This window comes from Streptomyces humidus, assembly GCF_014649655.1.
In the GTDB taxonomy this organism is placed as follows: Bacteria; Actinomycetota; Actinomycetes; order Streptomycetales; family Streptomycetaceae; genus Streptomyces; species Streptomyces humidus.
The window spans coordinates 124,092-140,449 of record NZ_BMTL01000016.1; the positions used below are offsets into that span (position 1 = coordinate 124,092).

Below are 16,358 nucleotides of genomic sequence, written 5' to 3' on the forward strand. Positions count from 1 at the left end.
CGATCTCGCGGAACGACTAGTACTGCTCGGTCTCCACGAAGCCCGCGTCCGCGTCGTCGTCGGCGCCGAAGGCGTCGGCGGCGGCGGTCGGGTCGAATCCGGGCGGGCTGTCCTTGAGGGCCAGGCCCATGCCGGCCAGCTTCGCCTTGACCTCGTCGATCGACTTCGCACCGAAGTTGCGGATGTCGAGCAGGTCGGCCTCGGAACGCGCCACGAGCTCACCCACGGAGTGGATGCCCTCGCGCTTGAGGCAGTTGTACGACCGAACGGTGAGCTCCAGCTCCTCGATCGGCAGCGCCAGATCGGCGGCCAGGGCCGCGTCCGTCGGGGACGGACCCATGTCGATGCCCTCGGCGTCGATGTTCAGCTCACGGGCGAGACCGAACAGCTCGACCAGCGTCTTACCGGCGGAGGCCATGGCGTCACGGGGACGCATCGCCTGCTTGGTCTCGACGTCGACGATCAGCTTGTCGAAGTCGGTGCGCTGCTCGACACGCGTGGCCTCGACCTTGTACGTGACCTTGAGAACCGGCGAGTAGATGGAGTCGACCGGGATACGGCCGATCTCCTGGCCCACCTGCTTGTTCTGCACGGCGGAGACGTAGCCGCGACCGCGCTCGACGGTCAGCTCCATCTCCAGCTTGCCCTTGCCGTTGAGCGTGGCGAGGACGAGGTCGGGGTTGTGCACCTCGACACCGGCCGGGGGCGCGATGTCGGCGGCGGTGACCAGACCCGGGCCCTGCTTGCGCAGGTACATCACGACCGGCTCGTCGTGCTCCGAGGAGACGACCAGCTGCTTGATGTTGAGGATCAGGTCGGTGACGTCCTCCTTGACGCCCGGCACGGTGGTGAACTCGTGCAGGACGCCGTCGATGCGGATGCTGGTGACAGCAGCGCCGGGGATCGACGACAGGAGGGTGCGGCGGAGGGAGTTGCCGAGGGTGTAGCCGAAGCCCGGCTCCAGCGGCTCGATGACGAACCGGGAGCGGAACTCGTCGACGACCTCTTCGGTCAACGAGGGACGCTGAGCGATCAGCATGTGGAGATCCTTCAGTCAGGGGCACCCACTATTTGATGCCCTGATATGTGACAAGGGTACGGGCGGTACGACTCGCAAGAGCCGTACCGCCCGAAAACCTCAGCCCGACGAGCGGCCGTGCGTCAGACGCGGCGGCGCTTCGGCGGACGGCAGCCGTGCTGCGACATGCAGGGGACGACCCCCACACCCCCAGCAGGAAGCCGGGCCGCCGTGAGCCCGTGCGTCAGACGCGGCGGCGCTTGGGCGGACGGCAGCCGTTGTGCGGGGTCGGCGTGACGTCCTGGATCGAGCCGACCTCGAGGCCGGTGGCCTGCAGGGAACGGATAGCGGTCTCACGACCGGCGCCCGGGCCCTTGACGAAGACGTCGACCTTGCGCATGCCGTGCTCCTGCGCGCGACGGGCAGCCGACTCGGCGGCCATCTGCGCGGCGAACGGCGTGGACTTGCGCGAGCCCTTGAAACCGACGTGGCCGGCGGAGGCCCACGAGATCACGTTTCCGGCCGGGTCCGTGATGGACACGATCGTGTTGTTGAACGTGCTCTTGATGTGCGCCTGGCCGTGAGCGACGTTCTTCTTTTCCTTGCGGCGCACCTTCTTGGCAGCGCCCTGACGACCCTTGGGGGGCATCTACAAACTCCTACGGGGAGGTGGTCGGTCCTACAGCGAAGACCGCTGATGAAGCGTTGTCCGCTGAGGACTACTTCTTGCCCGGCTTCTTCTTGCCGGCGATGGCGCGACGCGGGCCCTTGCGGGTACGAGCGTTCGTGCTGGTGCGCTGACCGCGGACCGGCAGACCACGACGGTGACGGAGACCCTGGTAGCAGCCGATCTCCACCTTGCGGCGGATGTCGGCCTGGATCTCGCGACGAAGGTCACCCTCGGTCTTGATGTTGGCGTCCACGTACTCGCGGATCGCGACGAGCTGCTCCTCGGAGAGGTCGCGAACGCGGGTGTTCGGGTCGACGCCGGTCGCAGCCAGCGTCTCCTGGGAAAGGGTCCGGCCGATGCCGAACACGTAGGTGAGGGCGACCTCCACACGCTTTTCGCGCGGGATGTCGACACCGGAAACGCGTGCCATTCAATGGCTCCAGTTGATCCTCGGAGGTCTTCCGCAGGACCGACCCCCAGCCGCCGTCCTCTTCTGTCGGACAGAAGACTTGGTACGGACTGGGTCCCCGGCCTCCGAACCGGGGGTGTCGGACGGGACAACCCGTCCGGGCCCTGCGTATGAACAAATTCAGCTCGCGTCGCGCGAAGTCTCTGCGATATCGGTGCAGAGGGTGTGATCCGTGTGCGGTCAGCCCTGGCGCTGCTTGTGGCGCGGGTTCTCGCAAATGACCATGACCCGCCCATGACGGCGGATCACCCTGCACTTGTCGCAGATCTTCTTGACGCTCGGCTTGACCTTCATTGGGTGAGGTTCTCCGGGTCAGTTGCCAACAGCCCCGAACGCCCGAGAGGGCGCACGAAGGTACGGGCAAGATCTACTTGTACCGGTAGACGATCCGGCCGCGCGTCAGGTCGTACGGAGACAGCTCCACCACGACCCGGTCGTCAGGGAGGATACGGATGTAGTGCATACGCATCTTGCCGCTGATGTGCGCCAGGACCTGGTGGCCGTTCTGGAGCTCGACCTTGAACATGGCGTTCGGCAGAGACTCGACGACAGTGCCCTCGATCTCGATGGCACCTTGCTTCTTGGCCACGCTTCGCCCTTCGAATCGACTACCTTGATCGGCTCCCCCGCCTTTTCCCTTACGGGCGCATGCGGACATGCGGGTGCACGAGAGCCGACGAGTCAGTCTACGCCAGCCCTAGCTGAAACACGAATCGAGAAGTCTGCCCCACAGGGGAGATCCTTAAGCGACCGCACGGTCCGGCGCCTCGGCCGGGCCCGACGCGCGAGCGCAGCCGGCGGGAACACACGCACGGAGACGGCGGGGACGGGCCGAGAGACCGAGCCTCAGCCCAGCGGGGTCAGGAGGGCCGTCCAGCCGCCCCCACGGGCCCCCTCAGCCCAACGGATCCGGTGCGGACGCGACCCCGTGCTCGGCCAACTTCGCCCTGCCACCGTCCACGGACGTGAGCACCAACGGCCCCTCCTCCGTCAACGCCACCGAATGCTCCCAGTGCGACGACCACGTCCCGTCGGTCGTGATGACCGTCCACTCGACCCACCCCCGACGCCCCTCTCGCGGGCTCGGCGCCCAGGGCGCCTCACAGGCTTCGAGCGGCTGCGCCGGCCTCCGACCGGCATCCCCGCCCCCACGGGCCCCCTCAGCCAAACGGATCCGGTGCGGACGCGACCCCGTGCTCGGCCAACTTCGCCCTGCCACCGTCCACGGACGTGAGCACCAACGGCCCCTCCTCCGTCAACGCCACCGAATGCTCCCAGTGCGACGACCACGTCCCGTCGGTCGTGATGACCGTCCACTCGTCCTCCAGGACCGCGGTCCGTGGAGTGCCGAGGGAGACCATCGGCTCGATGGCGAGGCAGAACCCGGGCACGAGCTTGGGCCCCTTGCCCCGTCGGCGGTCGACGTAGTTCAGCAGGTGCGGGTCCATGTGCATCTCGGTGCCGATGCCGTGACCGCCGTAGTCCTCGATGATGCCGTAGCGGCCGCCGCCGGGCTTCGGCTGGCGGCGGATGTACGTCTCGATGGCCCGCGACACGTCCACCAGGCGGTTGCCGAGCTTCATGGCCGCGATGCCGGCCCACATCGACTCCTCCGTCACCCGGGAGAGCTCGACCAGCTCCGGGGCGTGTCCGGAGCCGACGAAGGCGGTGTACGCCGCGTCGCCGTGCCAGCCGTCCACGATCGCGCCGCAGTCGATCGAGATGATGTCGCCGTCCTTGAGGACGACCTCGTCGGAGGGGATGCCGTGGACGACGACGTCGTTCACGGACGTGCAGATCGTGGCCGGGAAGCCGCCGTACCCCAGGAAGTTCGACTTAGCGCCGTTCTCCGCGAGGACCTTGCGGGCGACCTCGTCCAGGTCTCTCGTCGTCGCCCCCGGAACCGCCGCTTCCCTGGTGGCCGCGTGGATGGCGGCGACGACAAGGCCCGCCGCCCGCATCTTGGCGATCTGCTCGGGGGTCTTGATCTGCACCATGACGGTTTGCGCCTCCTGGGCCACTGGTATCGCGGCACACCAGAATACGCGTACGCACAGACGTGCACCGAAGCAGCAGACCTGCCCCCGGGCCGGTAAAGCCCCGGTCGACAGAGGCCGCCGGCCAAGCCGACCCCGTCGCCGGGACTCGATGTCCGCGGGGCCGGGCTCTCCCCGGGGGCCGCGGAGACGACGCGGCCACCGCCGTTCCCCCGCCCCGTCGCCCTGCGCGACGGCTGCCGCGGCCCCGTCGGTCAGGATCTCGGCATGTCCACCAGCAGGCAGCCGGGCGAAGGGCCCAGGGATCGCAGAAGCCCCCGCCGTCCACCTGGGGAACGACGGGGGCCTGCTTGCGGAACCGCGAACGCCTCTACTTGCCGGCCTCGTCACGCTGAAGCGCCTCCATGGCGCGAGCAGTGACCTCCTCGACCTTGCCGAGCGCGGAGATGGTCACGACCAGCCCCTGCGCCTTGTAGTAGTCGATGATCGGCTCGGTCTGCGTGTGGTAGACCTCCAGCCGCGTCCGGACCGTCTCCTCGGAGTCGTCGTCCCGCTGGTACAGCTGACCGGCGCAGACGTCGCAGACTCCGTCTTCCTTCGGCGGGCTGTAGGTGGCGTGGAACACGTGGCTGGAGTCCTTGCGGCAGATGCGCCTCCCGGCGATCCGCTTGACGACCTCTTCCTCGGGGACTTCGAGGTCCAGCACCGCGTCCAGCTTCATGCTCTCGGACCGCAGGACCTCGTCGAGCGCCTCCGCCTGGGACACGTTGCGCGGAAAGCCGTCCAGCAGGAATCCGCCCTCCGCGTCCGGCTGCTCCATGCGGTCCTTGGCCATCCCGATGGTGACCTCGTCCGGCACCAGGTTGCCCGCGTCCATGTAGGACTTCGCGAGCTTGCCGAGTTCCGTCTGCCGGCTGATGTTGGCCCGGAACAGGTCGCCCGTGGAGATGTGCGGGATCGACAGGTTCTTGGCCAGGAACGCGGCCTGCGTTCCCTTTCCGGCGCCAGGCGGCCCGACAAGGACGATACGCATCAGCGGAGGAACCCTTCGTAATTGCGCTGCTGGAGCTGGCTCTCGATCTGCTTCACCGTTTCGAGACCGACACCCACGATGATCAGGATGCTGGTACCACCGAACGGGAAGTTCTGGCTTGCCCCGAAGCCAACCAACGCCATCGTCGGTACAAGAGCGATAAGACCCAGATACAGCGAACCCGGCCAGGTGATCCGGTTGAGCACGTACGACAGGTACTCAGCGGTCGGTCGGCCAGCCCGGATGCCCGGGATGAAGCCACCATACTTCTTCATGTTGTCGGCGACTTCCTCGGGGTTGAAGGAGATCGCCACGTAGAAGAACGCGAAGAAAACGATCAGCAAGAAGTACATGCTGATGTAGATCGGGTGGTCGCCCTTGGTCAGGTTCGTCTCGATCCAGGTCTTCCAGCCGGACTGTCCGCTGGAGAACTGGGCGACCAGGGCCGGGATGTAGAGCAGCGACGAGGCGAAGATGACCGGGATCACACCGGCCTGGTTCACCTTCAGCGGGATGTACGTCGACGTGCCGCCGTAGGACCGGCGGCCGATCATGCGCTTCGCGTACTGCACGGGGACCCGGCGCTGGGCCTGCTCGACGAAGACCACCAGACCGACCATGACCAGGCCGACCAGGATGACGGTGCCGAACTCGATCCAGCCGTCCGCCAGCGTGCCCTGCTTCTTGATGGCCCACAGCGCGGAGGGGAACGTCGCGGCGATCGAGATGAACATCAGGATCGACATGCCGTTGCCGATGCCGCGGTCGGTGATGAGCTCACCGAGCCACATGACCATGGCCGTGCCGGCGGTCATGCAGATGACCATGGTGATGGTGGTGAAGATCGCCTGGTCCGGGACGATGCTCGAAGCGACGGAGCAACCGGAGAAGAGGGCGCCGCTGCGGGCGGTGGCCACCAGGCCGGTGCCCTGCAGAATGGCGAGCGCCACGGTGAGGTAGCGGGTGTACTGCGTGATCTTCGCGGTACCGGCCTGGCCCTCCTTCTTCAGGGCTTCCAGGCGCGGGATGACCACGGTCAGCAGCTGAAGGATGATGCTCGCCGTGATGTACGGCATGATGCCCAGCGCGAAGATGGTGATCTGCAGCAGCGCGCCGCCGCTGAACATGTTCACCAGACCGAAGAGGCCCTGGTTGCCGGACGCCTCGTCCACACACCGCTGAACGGACGTGTAGTCGACACCGGGGATCGGGATGTGCGTCCCGACCCGGTAGATCACGATGATCCCGAGCGTGAAGAGGAGCTTCTTGCGCAGGTCGGGCGTCCTGAACGCCCGGGCGAACGCGGTGAGCACGGTGCCTCCTGCGACCCCCGCGCATCTGCGTCAAGGGTGACGGTCTTGAGGGGCCAATAAGAAACGACGACTTACGACAACGACATGAGTAACGGTCGACTGCCGCTCAAGGTGCCCCCTTGGGAGAACCTTGTGAAAGTGGGCAGTGCTGGTCACCATACCCGCGACACACCTGCCCTAGGAACGACCAACCGGGGATACCCCATTTGTGGGGTATCCCCGGTCGGGATCGTTCACGTCATCAAGACACCTGAAACGGTCAGATGAGCTCGGTGACAGTACCGCCGGCGGCGGTGATCTTCTCCTTGGCGGAGCCGGAGACGGCGTCGACCGTCACCTGCAGAGCCACGGAGATCTCGCCCTGGCCGAGGACCTTGACGAGGCTGTTCTTGCGAACGGCGCCCTTGGCGACGAGCCCCTCGACGGTGACCTCGCCACCCTCCGGGTACAGCGCGGCCAGCTTGTCGAGGTTCACGACCTGGAACTCGGTCTTGAACGGGTTCTTGAAGCCCTTCAGCTTCGGAAGACGCATGTGGAGGGGCATCTGCCCACCCTCGAAGCGCTCCGGAACCTGGTAGCGGGCCTTCGTGCCCTTGGTACCACGACCGGCCGTCTTACCCTTCGACGCCTCACCACGACCCACACGGGTCTTGGCGGTCTTGGCGCCCGGGGCGGGACGGAGGTTGTGGATCTTGAGCGGGTTGCTTTCCGCCATGATCAGTCGACCTCCTCGACCGTCACGAGGTGGCGGACGGTGTGCACCATTCCGCGGAACTCGGGGCGGTCCTCCTTGACGACCACGTCGTTCAGGCGCTTGAGCCCGAGCGAACGCAGGGTGTCACGGTGGTTCTGCTTGCTGCCGATGTACGACTTCGTCTGGGTGATCCGGAGCTGTGCCATTACGCAGCACCAGCCCCGGCACGCGCACGAAGCAGAGCCGCGGGAGCGACGTCCTCGAGGGGCAGACCGCGGCGGGCCGCGATCTCCTCGGGACGCTGCAGGCCCTTCAGGGCCTCCACGGTCGCGTGCACGATGTTGATCGCGTTCGACGAACCGAGCGACTTCGACAGGATGTCGTGAACGCCGGCGCACTCGAGCACGGCACGCACCGGGCCACCGGCGATGACGCCGGTACCGGGGGAAGCAGGCTTGAGCAGGACGACGCCCGCGGCCTTCTCGCCCGTGATCGGGTGCGGGATGGTGCCCTGGATGCGCGGGACCTTGAAGAAGTGCTTCTTGGCCTCCTCAACACCCTTGGCGATGGCGGCCGGCACCTCCTTGGCCTTGCCGTATCCGACACCCACGGTGCCGTCACCGTCGCCCACCACGACCAGCGCGGTGAAGCTGAAGCGACGACCACCCTTCACAACCTTGGCGACACGGTTGATCGCGACGACGCGCTCAACGTACGCGGTCTTCTCGGCGGCAGCAGCGCCGCCGTCACGGCCCTTCCGGTCCCGCCGCTCGCCGCCACCGGCACCGCCACCGCGGCGCTGGGGTCCAGCCATTGGAATTACCTCTCTCTGTTTCCGCTAGCTACGGAACCGGCTCAGAACTTGAGCCCGGCCTCGCGGGCGGCGTCCGCCAGGGCGGCAATGCGCCCGGCGTACTGGTTACCACCACGGTCGAACACGACTGCCTCGACACCGGCGGCCTTGGCGCGCTCGGCGACCAGGGCGCCGACCTGCTTCGCCTGGGCGGACTTGTCGCCCTCGGCGCCGCGGATCGAGGTGTCGAGCGTGGAGGCCGAAGCCACGGTGTGGCCCTTGAGGTCGTCGATCACCTGCGCCACGATGTGGCGGTTGGAGCGGGTAACGACCAGACGCGGACGCTCCGCCGTACCCGAGATCCGCTTGCGGATCCGGATGTGACGGCGCTTGATCGCGGCGCGCTTGTAGGCGTCGCCCTTCAGGATCTTCTGCCCGTATGCCATGGCTTACTTACCCGCCTTTCCGACCTTGCGGCGGATGACTTCGCCCTCGTACTTGACACCCTTGGCCTTGTACGGGTCGGGCTTGCGCAGCTTGCGGATGTTGGCCGCAACCTCGCCGACCTTCTGCTTGTCGATGCCCTCGACCTGGAAGCGGGTCGGGGTCTCCACCTTGAAGGTGATGCCCTCGGGCGCCTCGACGGTGATCGGGTGGCTGTAACCGAGCGCGAACTCGAGGTTCGAGCCCTTCGCGGTCACGCGGTAACCGACACCACTGATCTCGAGCTTCTTCACGTAACCCTGGGTCACGCCGGTGATCATGTTCGCCACCAGCGTGCGGGACAGGCCGTGCAGGGCCTTGCTCTGACGCTCGTCGTTGGGGCGGGTGACGTTCAGGACGCCGTCCTCACCCTTGGCGATCTCGATCGGCGCGACGACGGTGTGGGTCAGCGATCCCTTGGGACCCTTGACCGAGACCGTCTGGCCGTCGATGGTGACGTCCACGCCGGCGGGAACCGTGATGGGGAGCTTGCCAATGCGCGACATAGCTGTTTCCTCCGTTCCCTTCCGCTACCAGACGTAGGCGAGAACTTCTCCGCCTACGCCCTTCTTGCCGGCCTGCTTGTCGGTGAGGAGACCGTGCGACGTGGAGATGATCGCCACGCCGAGGCCGCCCAGCACCTTGGGCAGGGAGGTGGACTTCGCGTAAACCCGGAGACCGGGCTTGGAGATCCGCTTGATGCCCGCGATGGAGCGCTCACGGTTCGGGCCGAACTTCAGCTCGAGAACGAGGTTCTTGCCGACCTCGGCGTCCTCGACCTTCCAGCCCGTGATGAAGCCCTCCTGCTGGAGGATCTCCGCGATGTGAGACTTGATCTTCGATGCCGGCATCGTCACGGAGTCGTGGTACGCCGAGTTCGCGTTCCGCAGACGCGTAAGCATGTCTGCGATCGGATCAGTCATGGTCATGAATTGGCCTGTGGCCTCTCTCGCCGGGGTTTCCTGGTGCGCCATCCCTCTCCCCGATCCGAGACGGGACGGGTGCGGCGCGGTGGACCTACGGCGTAGTAAGTCGTACGGGCGTCAGGCGCCCAACCCTCCCAGCCTACGGCATGGAAGGACGGGCACCTGACACGCCCATTGCTTACCGAGAGCCTCTGGAACCCTGTTTAGGGGTTTACCAGGAGCTCTTGGTCACGCCCGGCAGCTCGCCGCGGTGAGCCATCTCACGAAGGCACACACGGCAGAGGCCGAACTTGCGGTACACGGAGTGCGGACGACCGCAGCGCTGGCAGCGGTTGTAAGCGCGCACAGCGAACTTGGGCTTGCGAGCAGCCTTAGCGATCAGAGCCTTCTTCGCCATCTCGCTCACGCCTCCTTGAAGGGGAAGCCGAGGTGACGAAGGAGCGCGCGGCCCTCAGCGTCGTTGGTCGCCGTGGTGACCACGGTGATGTCCATACCCCGGACACGGTCGATCTTGTCCTGGTCGATCTCGTGGAACATGACCTGCTCCGTGAGACCGAAGGTGTAGTTGCCACGGCCGTCGAACTGCTTGGGGGACAGACCGCGGAAGTCGCGGATGCGCGGGAGCGCCAGCGACAGGGTGCGGTCCAGGAACTCCCACATGCGGTCGCCACGAAGCGTGACGTGGGCGCCGATCGGCTGACCCTCGCGCAGCTTGAACTGCGCGATGGACTTGCGGGCCTTGGTGACGGCCGGCTTCTGACCGGTGATCGTGGTGAGGTCGCGGATGGCGCCCTCGATCAGCTTGGAGTCGCGGGCGGCGTCGCCCACACCCATGTTGACCACGATCTTGACGAGGCCGGGGATCTGCATGACGTTCTCGTAGGAGAACTCCTCACGCAGCTTGCCCGCGATCTCCTCGCGGTACTTCGTCTTGAGACGCGGAGTGGTGGTGGTAGCCATCAGATGTCCTCACCCGTCCGCTTGGCAACGCGGATCTTGTTGCCCTCGTCGTCGAAGCGGTAACCGACGCGCGTGACGACCTTGTTGCCGTCCTTCTCCACGACCAGCTGAACGTTGGACACGTGGATCGGGGCCTCGGTGGTCACGATGCCGCCGGCCTGCGAGCCCTTGGCCGTCGGACCGGCCTTCGTGTGCTTCTTGACCCGGTTGACACCCTCGACCAGGACGCGGTCCTCACGGGGGAAGGCCGCGATGACCTTGCCCTGCTTGCCCTTGTCCTTACCGGTGATGACCTGGACCAGGTCGCCCTTCTTGATCTTCATGCTTACAGCACCTCCGGAGCCAGCGAGATGATCTTCATGAACTTCTTCTCGCGCAGCTCGCGCCCGACCGGGCCGAAGATGCGGGTGCCGCGAGGGTCGCCGTCGTTCTTCAGAATGACGGCGGCGTTCTCGTCGAAGCGGATGTACGAGCCGTCCGGACGGCGGCGCTCCTTGACGGTGCGAACGATGACCGCCTTGACGACGTCACCCTTCTTCACGTTGCCACCGGGGATCGCGTCCTTGACGGTGGCGACGATGACGTCACCGATGCCCGCGTAGCGGCGACCGGAGCCACCGAGCACACGGATGCAAAGGATTTCCTTCGCACCAGTGTTGTCGGCGACACGCAGTCGCGACTCCTGCTGGATCACGTCTATCTCCTGGATGTCTGCCGGTTCCCGGCGGGACCGCGGAACGCTCCGCGGTCCCGCCGAGCCTGGCGGAACTGTCCTGCGGATGGGCCCCGCAGGAATTACATGTGCCGCTCGGCGAGCAGCGCGGCGTCAGTGACTCACGCTGCTCGGCCGGTTCACGGGCGGGTGAGCGCCCGATGTCCTGCGCTCACCCACCGAAGCGGCGGTTCAGTTCTGCGGTTCAAGCCCCGCAGGGACTACTTGGCCTTCTCGAGGATCTCGACGACGCGCCAGCGCTTCGTCGCGGACAGCGGCCGGGTCTCCGCGAGGAGGACACGGTCGCCGACACCCGCGGCGTTCTGCTCGTCGTGAGCCTTGAGCTTGTTCGTACGGCGGATGACCTTGCCGTACAGCGCGTGCTTCACACGGTCCTCGACGGCGACGACGACGGTCTTGTCCATCTTGTCGCTGACGACCAGACCCTCACGGGTCTTACGGAAGCCGCGGGCCTCGGTCGTGGTGTTCTCGGTCACGTTGCTCTCGCTCATCAGGCGCTCTCCACCGTCTCGATGCCCAGCTCGCGCTCACGCATCAGGGTGTAGATCCGCGCGATGTCCTTACGGACGGCCTTGAGCCGACCGTGGTTCTCGAGCTGACCCGTCGCCGCCTGGAAGCGGAGGTTGAACAGCTCTTCCTTGGCTTCGCGGAGCTTCGCCAGAAGCTCCTCGTCACCCAGTTCGCGCAGCTCGGACGCCTTGGTACCGGCCGACATCACGCTTCACCTGCCTCGCGCTTGACGATCCGGCACTTCATCGGCAGCTTGTGAGCGGCGCGAGTCAGGGCCTCACGGGCGATCTTCTCGTTGGGGTAGGACAGCTCGAACATGACCCGTCCCGGGTGCACGTTCGCGATCCACCACTCCGGAGAACCCTTACCGGAACCCATGCGGGTCTCGGCAGGCTTCTTCGTGAGCGGGCGGTCCGGGTAGATGTTGATCCAGACCTTGCCGCCACGCTTGATGTGGCGGGTCATCGCGATACGGGCCGCCTCGATCTGGCGGTTGGTCACGTACGCCGGCGTGAGGGCCTGAATGCCGTACTCGCCGAACGAGACCGTCGTACCGCCCTTGGCCTGACCACGGCGCTTCGGGTGGTGCTGCTTGCGGTGCTTGACCCTACGGGGGATCAGCATGTCGGTCAGGCCTCCGTTCCGGTGCTCTCAGCCGGAGCGGCAGCCGCCGGAGCCTCGGCCTTGGGGGCCTCGGCAGCGGGAGCCTGCTGCGGCTTACGACCGCGACCGCCGCGCTCGCCACCACGGCCACCACGGGCCGGGCGGTCGGCGCCGCCGCCGCCACGGGCCGGGCGGTTGCCGGCGCGGGCAGCGGCGTTCTCGGCGCGGACCTCGGCGATGTTCTTGACGTCGCCCTTGTAGATCCAGACCTTCACGCCGATGCGGCCGAAGGTCGTCTTGGCCTCGAAGAAGCCGTAGTCCACGTTCGCGCGGAGCGTGTGCAGGGGCACACGGCCCTCGCGGTAGAACTCCGAGCGGGACATCTCGGCGCCGCCGAGGCGGCCACCGCACTGGATCTTGATGCCCTTGGCGCCGGCCTTCATCGCCGACTGCATGCTCTTACGCATGGCGCGACGGAAGGAGACGCGGGAGGAGAGCTGCTCGGCGACGGCCTGGGCCACCAGCTGAGCGTCGACCTCGGGGTTCTTGACCTCGAGGATGTTCAGCTGGACCTGCTTCTTGGTCAGCTTCTCCAGGTCGCCGCGGATACGGTCGGCCTCGGCGCCGCGGCGGCCGATGACGATGCCCGGACGCGCGGTGTGGATGTCGACGCGGACGCGGTCACGGGTGCGCTCGATCTCCACCTTCGAGATGCCGGCGCGCTCCATGCCGGACGTCATCATCCGACGGATGGCGACGTCTTCTCCGACGTATTCCTTGTACGACTTGTCGGCGTACCAGCGGGACTTGAAGTCCGTGGTGATGCCGAGCCGGAACCCATGCGGGTTAACCTTCTGGCCCATTACCGGGTCCCTTCCTTGCTGCTGACGACCACGGTGATGTGGCTGGTCCGCTTGCGGATCCGGTAGGCGCGGCCCTGGGCGCGCGGACGGAACCGCTTCAGGGTCGGGCCCTCGTCGACGTAGGCCTCGGAGATGAAGAGGCTGTCTGCGTCAGTGTGGTCGTAGTTGTGCGCGGCGTTGGCGATGGCGCTGTCCAGCACCTTGCCGACCGGCACGCTCGCGGCCTGCGGGGCGAAACGCAGGACCGCCTGAGCCTCCGTGGCGTCCATGCCACGGATAAGGTCCACCACCCGGCGGGCCTTCATGGGCGTGACGCGGATGTACCGCGCCTGGGCCCTGGCTTCCATGGTTGTCCTTCCAGTGTCTGTCATGGTCATTCCACCCCGCGTTAGCGGCGCTTCGACTTCCGGTCGTCCTTGACGTGACCCCGGAAGGTGCGCGTCGGCGAGAACTCGCCGAGCTTGTGGCCGACCATCGACTCGGTGACAAACACCGGAATGTGGGTCTTGCCGTTGTGCACCGCGATCGTGTGGCCCAGCATGCTGGGAATGATCATCGAGCGACGGGACCAGGTCTTGATGACGTTCTTGGAACCGGCTTCGTTCTGGGCGTCCACCTTCTTCACGAGGTGGTCGTCGACGAAGGGCCCCTTCTTGAGACTGCGCGGCATCTAAACCCGCTCCTAGCGCTTCTTGTTCGTCTTGCGGCGGCGGACGATGTACTTGTTCGAAGCCTTCTTCGGCGAACGAGTACGACCCTCCTTCTGACCCCAGGGGCTGACCGGGTGGCGACCACCGGAGGTCTTGCCCTCACCACCACCGTGGGGGTGGTCAACCGGGTTCATCGCCACACCGCGAACGGTCGGGCGGACGCCCAGCCAGCGCTTGCGGCCGGCCTTGCCCCAGTTGATGTTGCTCTGCTCGGCGTTGCCGACCTCGCCGACCGTGGCGCGGCAGCGCTGGTCGACCAGGCGGATCTCACCGGACGGCATGCGGAGGTGGGCCATCGAGCCCTCCTTCGCGAGCAGCTGCACGGAGGCGCCGGCGGAACGGGCGAACTTGGCGCCGCCACCGGGACGGAGCTCGATCGCGTGGATCGTGGTACCGACCGGGATGTTGCGGAGCGCCAGGTTGTTGCCCGGCTTGATGTCGGCCCCGGGACCGTTCTCGACGCGGTCGCCCTGCTGCAGGTTGCGCGGGGCGAGGATGTAGCGCTTCTCGCCGTCCGCGTAGTGCAGCAGCGCGATGCGCGCGGTGCGGTTGGGGTCGTACTCGATGTGCGCGACCTTCGCCGGCACGCCGTCCTTGTCGTGACGACGGAAGTCGATCACTCGGTAGGCGCGCTTGTGTCCGCCACCCTGGTGGCGAACGGTCACACGACCGGCGTTGTTACGGCCGCCCTTGCTGTGCAGCGGGCGGACCAGCGACTTCTCCGGCGTGGACCGCGTGACCTCGACGAAGTCGGCGACGCTGGAGCCACGACGGCCCGGCGTAGTCGGCTTGTACTTGCGGATTCCCATTATTCAGTCCTCGTCCGATATCGGACGATCCGGACCGCCCTCAGGCGGTCGGACCGCCGAAGATGTCGATACGGTCGCCCTCAGCAAGGGTCACGATCGCTCGCTTCGTGCCGGCGCGCTGACCGAAACCGGTCTTGGTGCGCTTGCGCTTGCCGATGCGGTTGATCGTGTTGACCCCGGTGACCTTGACCGAGAAGACCGCCTGGACGGCCTGCTTGATCTGGGTCTTGTTGGCGTTCGGGTCGACGATGAACGTGTACTTGTTCTCGTCGAGGAGCGCGTAGCTCTTCTCCGACACGACCGGCTTCAGCAGGACGTCACGGGGGTCCGTGTACGCCTTGCTGGGCGCGGTGACGACGGTGTTCTTGCCCTCGGCCTCGTGGCGCTTCGCCTTGGCGACGCGCGCGGCCTTGGCGGCCTTGGCCGCCTTGGAGGCGATGCTCGGGTGACGCGTAGCCATCAGGCGTCACTCCCTTCGGTGTCGTTGGCCTTGTTCGGGCCGGACACGAAGGACTCAAGAGCGGCCTGGGTGAAGACCACGTCGTCCGAGACGATCACGTCGTACGTGTTCAGCTGGCCCGGCTCCAGGATGTGCACCTGGGGCAGGTTGCGGGCGGACAGCCACGCGGCCTCGTCGGCGCGGTCGACGACCAGGAGCAGGTTCTTGCGCTCCGAGATCTTGCCGAACAGCGAGCGAGCGGCCTTCGTGGAGGGGGTCTCACCCTCGATCACGCCGGAGACGACGTGAATGCGGTTGTGGCGGGCCCGGTCGGTGAGGGCGTGACGCAGAGCGGCAGCCTTCATCTTCTTGGGGGTCCGCTGCGAGTAGTCACGCGGCTGCGGGCCGTGGACGACGCCACCGCCGGCGAACTGCGGCGCGCGGGTCGAGCCCTGGCGCGCACGGCCGGTGCCCTTCTGACGGTAAGGCTTCTTACCGCCACCGCGAACCTCGCCGCGGGTCTTGGTCTTGTGGGTGCCCTGACGGGCAGCCGCGTTCTGCGCGACGACGACCTGGTGGATCAGCGGGATGCTGATCTTCTCCACGCCGAAGATCTCCGCGGGGAGCTCGACGCTACCGGTCTTCTCGCCTGCAGGCGAAAGGATGTCAACAGTGCTCATCGGTTACCTCAGGCCCCCTTGGCCGCGGTGCGGACCAGGACGAGGCCGCCGTTCGGACCGGGGACGGCGCCCTTGATGAGCAGCAGACCCTTCTCCGCGTCAACGGCGTGGACGGTCAGGTTCTGGGTGGTGACACGCTCGTTGCCCATGCGACCCGCCATGCGGAGGCCCTTGAACACGCGGCCCGGGGTGGCGCAGCCACCGATGGAACCGGGCGAGCGGTGCTTGCGCTGGGTGCCGTGACCGGCGCCGAGGCCCTTGAAGTTGTGACGCTTCATGACACCGGCGAAGCCCTTGCCCTTGCTCTTGCCGGTCACGTCGACCTTCACGCCGGCCTCGAAGACCTCGGCGGTGATTTCCTGACCGAGCGTGTACTCGGCGGCATCGGCCGTCCGGATCTCGACGAGGTGGCGACGGGGCGTGACGTCGGCCTTGGCGAAGTGGCCCTTGAGGGGCTTGTTCACCTTGCGCGGGTCGATCTCGCCGAAGGCGATCTGGACCGACTCGTAGCCGTCACTGTCGTTCGTACGGACCTGGGTCACGACGTTGGGGCCGGCCTTGACGACGGTGACCGGAACAACACGGTTGTTCTCGTCCCACACCTGCGTCATGCCGAGCTTCTCGCCCAGGATGCCCTTGATCTGCTTAGCCATTC

The 16,358-nt window shown here is 66.6% G+C and carries 28 protein-coding genes and 1 pseudogene; all 29 read right to left on the bottom strand.

Annotated elements, in window-relative coordinates; translation table 11 throughout:
- Positions 1-16 precede the first annotated feature (16 nt).
- The 29 genes and pseudogenes from IE239_RS19885 to rplC all read right to left on the bottom strand — a co-directional run bounded on the left by IE239_RS19885 (position 17) and on the right by rplC (position 16,356).
- On the bottom strand, positions 17-1,039 hold the full coding sequence (locus tag IE239_RS19885; protein WP_003966937.1) for a DNA-directed RNA polymerase subunit alpha: 1,023 nt from the start codon (positions 1,037-1,039) through the stop codon (positions 17-19).
- Positions 1,040-1,262: 223 nt separating this feature from the next.
- Positions 1,263-1,667 carry a 30S ribosomal protein S11 gene (rpsK, locus tag IE239_RS19890; protein ID WP_010354218.1) on the bottom strand — a complete coding sequence of 135 codons (405 nt, stop codon included), beginning with the start codon at positions 1,665-1,667 and terminating at the stop codon, positions 1,263-1,265.
- A 70-nt stretch (positions 1,668-1,737) separates the two neighbouring features.
- A complete protein-coding gene (rpsM, locus tag IE239_RS19895; RefSeq protein ID WP_020132619.1) occupies positions 1,738-2,118 on the bottom strand; it encodes a 30S ribosomal protein S13 in 381 nt (126 codons plus the stop codon).
- Positions 2,119-2,337: 219 nt separating this feature from the next.
- On the bottom strand, positions 2,338-2,451 hold the full coding sequence (rpmJ, locus tag IE239_RS19900) for a 50S ribosomal protein L36 (protein ID WP_003998809.1): 114 nt from the start codon (positions 2,449-2,451) through the stop codon (positions 2,338-2,340).
- A gap of 73 nt (positions 2,452-2,524) precedes the next feature.
- Positions 2,525-2,746 carry a translation initiation factor IF-1 gene (gene infA, locus IE239_RS19905; RefSeq protein WP_003948620.1) on the bottom strand — a complete coding sequence of 74 codons (222 nt, stop codon included), beginning with the start codon at positions 2,744-2,746 and terminating at the stop codon, positions 2,525-2,527.
- Positions 2,747-3,052: 306 nt separating this feature from the next.
- Positions 3,053-3,211 (bottom strand): annotated as a pseudogene (locus tag IE239_RS19910) (type I methionyl aminopeptidase); the annotation flags it as partial.
- A gap of 106 nt (positions 3,212-3,317) precedes the next feature.
- Positions 3,318-4,154 (bottom strand): type I methionyl aminopeptidase, encoded by an 837-nt coding sequence (map, locus tag IE239_RS19915; protein ID WP_190150718.1) that lies wholly within the window; start codon positions 4,152-4,154, stop codon positions 3,318-3,320.
- A 370-nt stretch (positions 4,155-4,524) separates the two neighbouring features.
- Positions 4,525-5,187 carry an adenylate kinase gene (locus IE239_RS19920; RefSeq protein ID WP_190150719.1) on the bottom strand — a complete coding sequence of 221 codons (663 nt, stop codon included), beginning with the start codon at positions 5,185-5,187 and terminating at the stop codon, positions 4,525-4,527.
- Positions 5,187-6,500, bottom strand: a complete 1,314-nt coding sequence (secY, locus tag IE239_RS19925) for a preprotein translocase subunit SecY (RefSeq protein WP_190150720.1) — start codon at positions 6,498-6,500, stop codon at positions 5,187-5,189. Before secY ends, IE239_RS19920 begins: the two co-directional genes overlap by 1 nt.
- A 259-nt stretch (positions 6,501-6,759) precedes the next feature.
- A complete protein-coding gene (gene rplO, locus IE239_RS19930) occupies positions 6,760-7,215 on the bottom strand; it encodes a 50S ribosomal protein L15 (protein WP_190150721.1) in 456 nt (151 codons plus the stop codon).
- Positions 7,216-7,217: 2 nt separating this feature from the next.
- Complete coding sequence (rpmD, locus tag IE239_RS19935) at positions 7,218-7,400, bottom strand: 50S ribosomal protein L30 (protein WP_060901490.1); 183 nt, start codon at positions 7,398-7,400, stop codon at positions 7,218-7,220.
- Complete coding sequence (gene rpsE, locus IE239_RS19940; RefSeq protein ID WP_013001409.1) at positions 7,400-8,008, bottom strand: 30S ribosomal protein S5; 609 nt, start codon at positions 8,006-8,008, stop codon at positions 7,400-7,402. Before rpsE ends, rpmD begins: the two co-directional genes overlap by 1 nt.
- A gap of 41 nt (positions 8,009-8,049) precedes the next feature.
- On the bottom strand, positions 8,050-8,433 hold the full coding sequence (rplR, locus tag IE239_RS19945; RefSeq protein WP_079660410.1) for a 50S ribosomal protein L18: 384 nt from the start codon (positions 8,431-8,433) through the stop codon (positions 8,050-8,052).
- 3 nt (positions 8,434-8,436) lie between these two features.
- On the bottom strand, positions 8,437-8,976 hold the full coding sequence (gene rplF / locus IE239_RS19950; RefSeq protein WP_099969705.1) for a 50S ribosomal protein L6: 540 nt from the start codon (positions 8,974-8,976) through the stop codon (positions 8,437-8,439).
- A gap of 24 nt (positions 8,977-9,000) precedes the next feature.
- Complete coding sequence (gene rpsH, locus IE239_RS19955) at positions 9,001-9,399, bottom strand: 30S ribosomal protein S8 (protein WP_013001411.1); 399 nt, start codon at positions 9,397-9,399, stop codon at positions 9,001-9,003.
- Positions 9,400-9,607: 208 nt separating this feature from the next.
- Entirely contained in the window at positions 9,608-9,793 is a 186-nt protein-coding gene (locus IE239_RS19960) for a type Z 30S ribosomal protein S14 (RefSeq protein WP_030890724.1), read from the bottom strand.
- A gap of 5 nt (positions 9,794-9,798) precedes the next feature.
- On the bottom strand, positions 9,799-10,356 hold the full coding sequence (rplE, locus tag IE239_RS19965; protein WP_030788262.1) for a 50S ribosomal protein L5: 558 nt from the start codon (positions 10,354-10,356) through the stop codon (positions 9,799-9,801).
- Entirely contained in the window at positions 10,356-10,679 is a 324-nt protein-coding gene (gene rplX / locus IE239_RS19970; protein ID WP_030039760.1) for a 50S ribosomal protein L24, read from the bottom strand. Before rplX ends, rplE begins: the two co-directional genes overlap by 1 nt.
- 2 nt (positions 10,680-10,681) lie before the next feature.
- Entirely contained in the window at positions 10,682-11,050 is a 369-nt protein-coding gene (rplN, locus tag IE239_RS19975) for a 50S ribosomal protein L14 (RefSeq protein WP_003998823.1), read from the bottom strand.
- A 239-nt stretch (positions 11,051-11,289) separates the two neighbouring features.
- Positions 11,290-11,580, bottom strand: a complete 291-nt coding sequence (rpsQ, locus tag IE239_RS19980) for a 30S ribosomal protein S17 (RefSeq protein ID WP_069770397.1) — start codon at positions 11,578-11,580, stop codon at positions 11,290-11,292.
- Entirely contained in the window at positions 11,580-11,804 is a 225-nt protein-coding gene (gene rpmC / locus IE239_RS19985; protein WP_003998824.1) for a 50S ribosomal protein L29, read from the bottom strand. The genes rpsQ and rpmC overlap by 1 nt, the downstream gene beginning before the upstream one ends.
- Positions 11,804-12,223 (bottom strand): 50S ribosomal protein L16, encoded by a 420-nt coding sequence (rplP, locus tag IE239_RS19990; protein ID WP_006140905.1) that lies wholly within the window; start codon positions 12,221-12,223, stop codon positions 11,804-11,806. Before rplP ends, rpmC begins: the two co-directional genes overlap by 1 nt.
- Before the next feature lie 5 nt (positions 12,224-12,228).
- Positions 12,229-13,065 (bottom strand): 30S ribosomal protein S3, encoded by an 837-nt coding sequence (gene rpsC, locus IE239_RS19995; RefSeq protein ID WP_057584676.1) that lies wholly within the window; start codon positions 13,063-13,065, stop codon positions 12,229-12,231.
- Positions 13,065-13,412 (bottom strand): 50S ribosomal protein L22, encoded by a 348-nt coding sequence (gene rplV / locus IE239_RS20000; protein ID WP_003974262.1) that lies wholly within the window; start codon positions 13,410-13,412, stop codon positions 13,065-13,067. The genes rpsC and rplV overlap by 1 nt, the downstream gene beginning before the upstream one ends.
- 41 nt (positions 13,413-13,453) lie before the next feature.
- Positions 13,454-13,735, bottom strand: coding sequence for a 30S ribosomal protein S19 (rpsS, locus tag IE239_RS20005; RefSeq protein ID WP_069770399.1), 282 nt, complete (start codon positions 13,733-13,735; stop codon positions 13,454-13,456).
- Positions 13,736-13,747: 12 nt separating this feature from the next.
- Positions 13,748-14,584: a 50S ribosomal protein L2 gene (gene rplB / locus IE239_RS20010; protein ID WP_007494772.1), complete on the bottom strand. Its 837-nt coding sequence runs from the start codon at positions 14,582-14,584 to the stop codon at positions 13,748-13,750.
- Positions 14,585-14,624: 40 nt separating this feature from the next.
- Complete coding sequence (rplW, locus tag IE239_RS20015; RefSeq protein ID WP_057584678.1) at positions 14,625-15,044, bottom strand: 50S ribosomal protein L23; 420 nt, start codon at positions 15,042-15,044, stop codon at positions 14,625-14,627.
- Positions 15,044-15,703, bottom strand: a complete 660-nt coding sequence (gene rplD, locus IE239_RS20020) for a 50S ribosomal protein L4 (protein ID WP_069770401.1) — start codon at positions 15,701-15,703, stop codon at positions 15,044-15,046. Before rplD ends, rplW begins: the two co-directional genes overlap by 1 nt.
- 8 nt (positions 15,704-15,711) lie before the next feature.
- The gene (gene rplC, locus IE239_RS20025) at positions 15,712-16,356 is read right to left on the bottom strand and encodes a 50S ribosomal protein L3 (protein ID WP_069770402.1); all 645 of its coding nucleotides are present in this window, start codon (positions 16,354-16,356) and stop codon (positions 15,712-15,714) included.
- Positions 16,357-16,358: the final 2 nt, after the last annotated feature.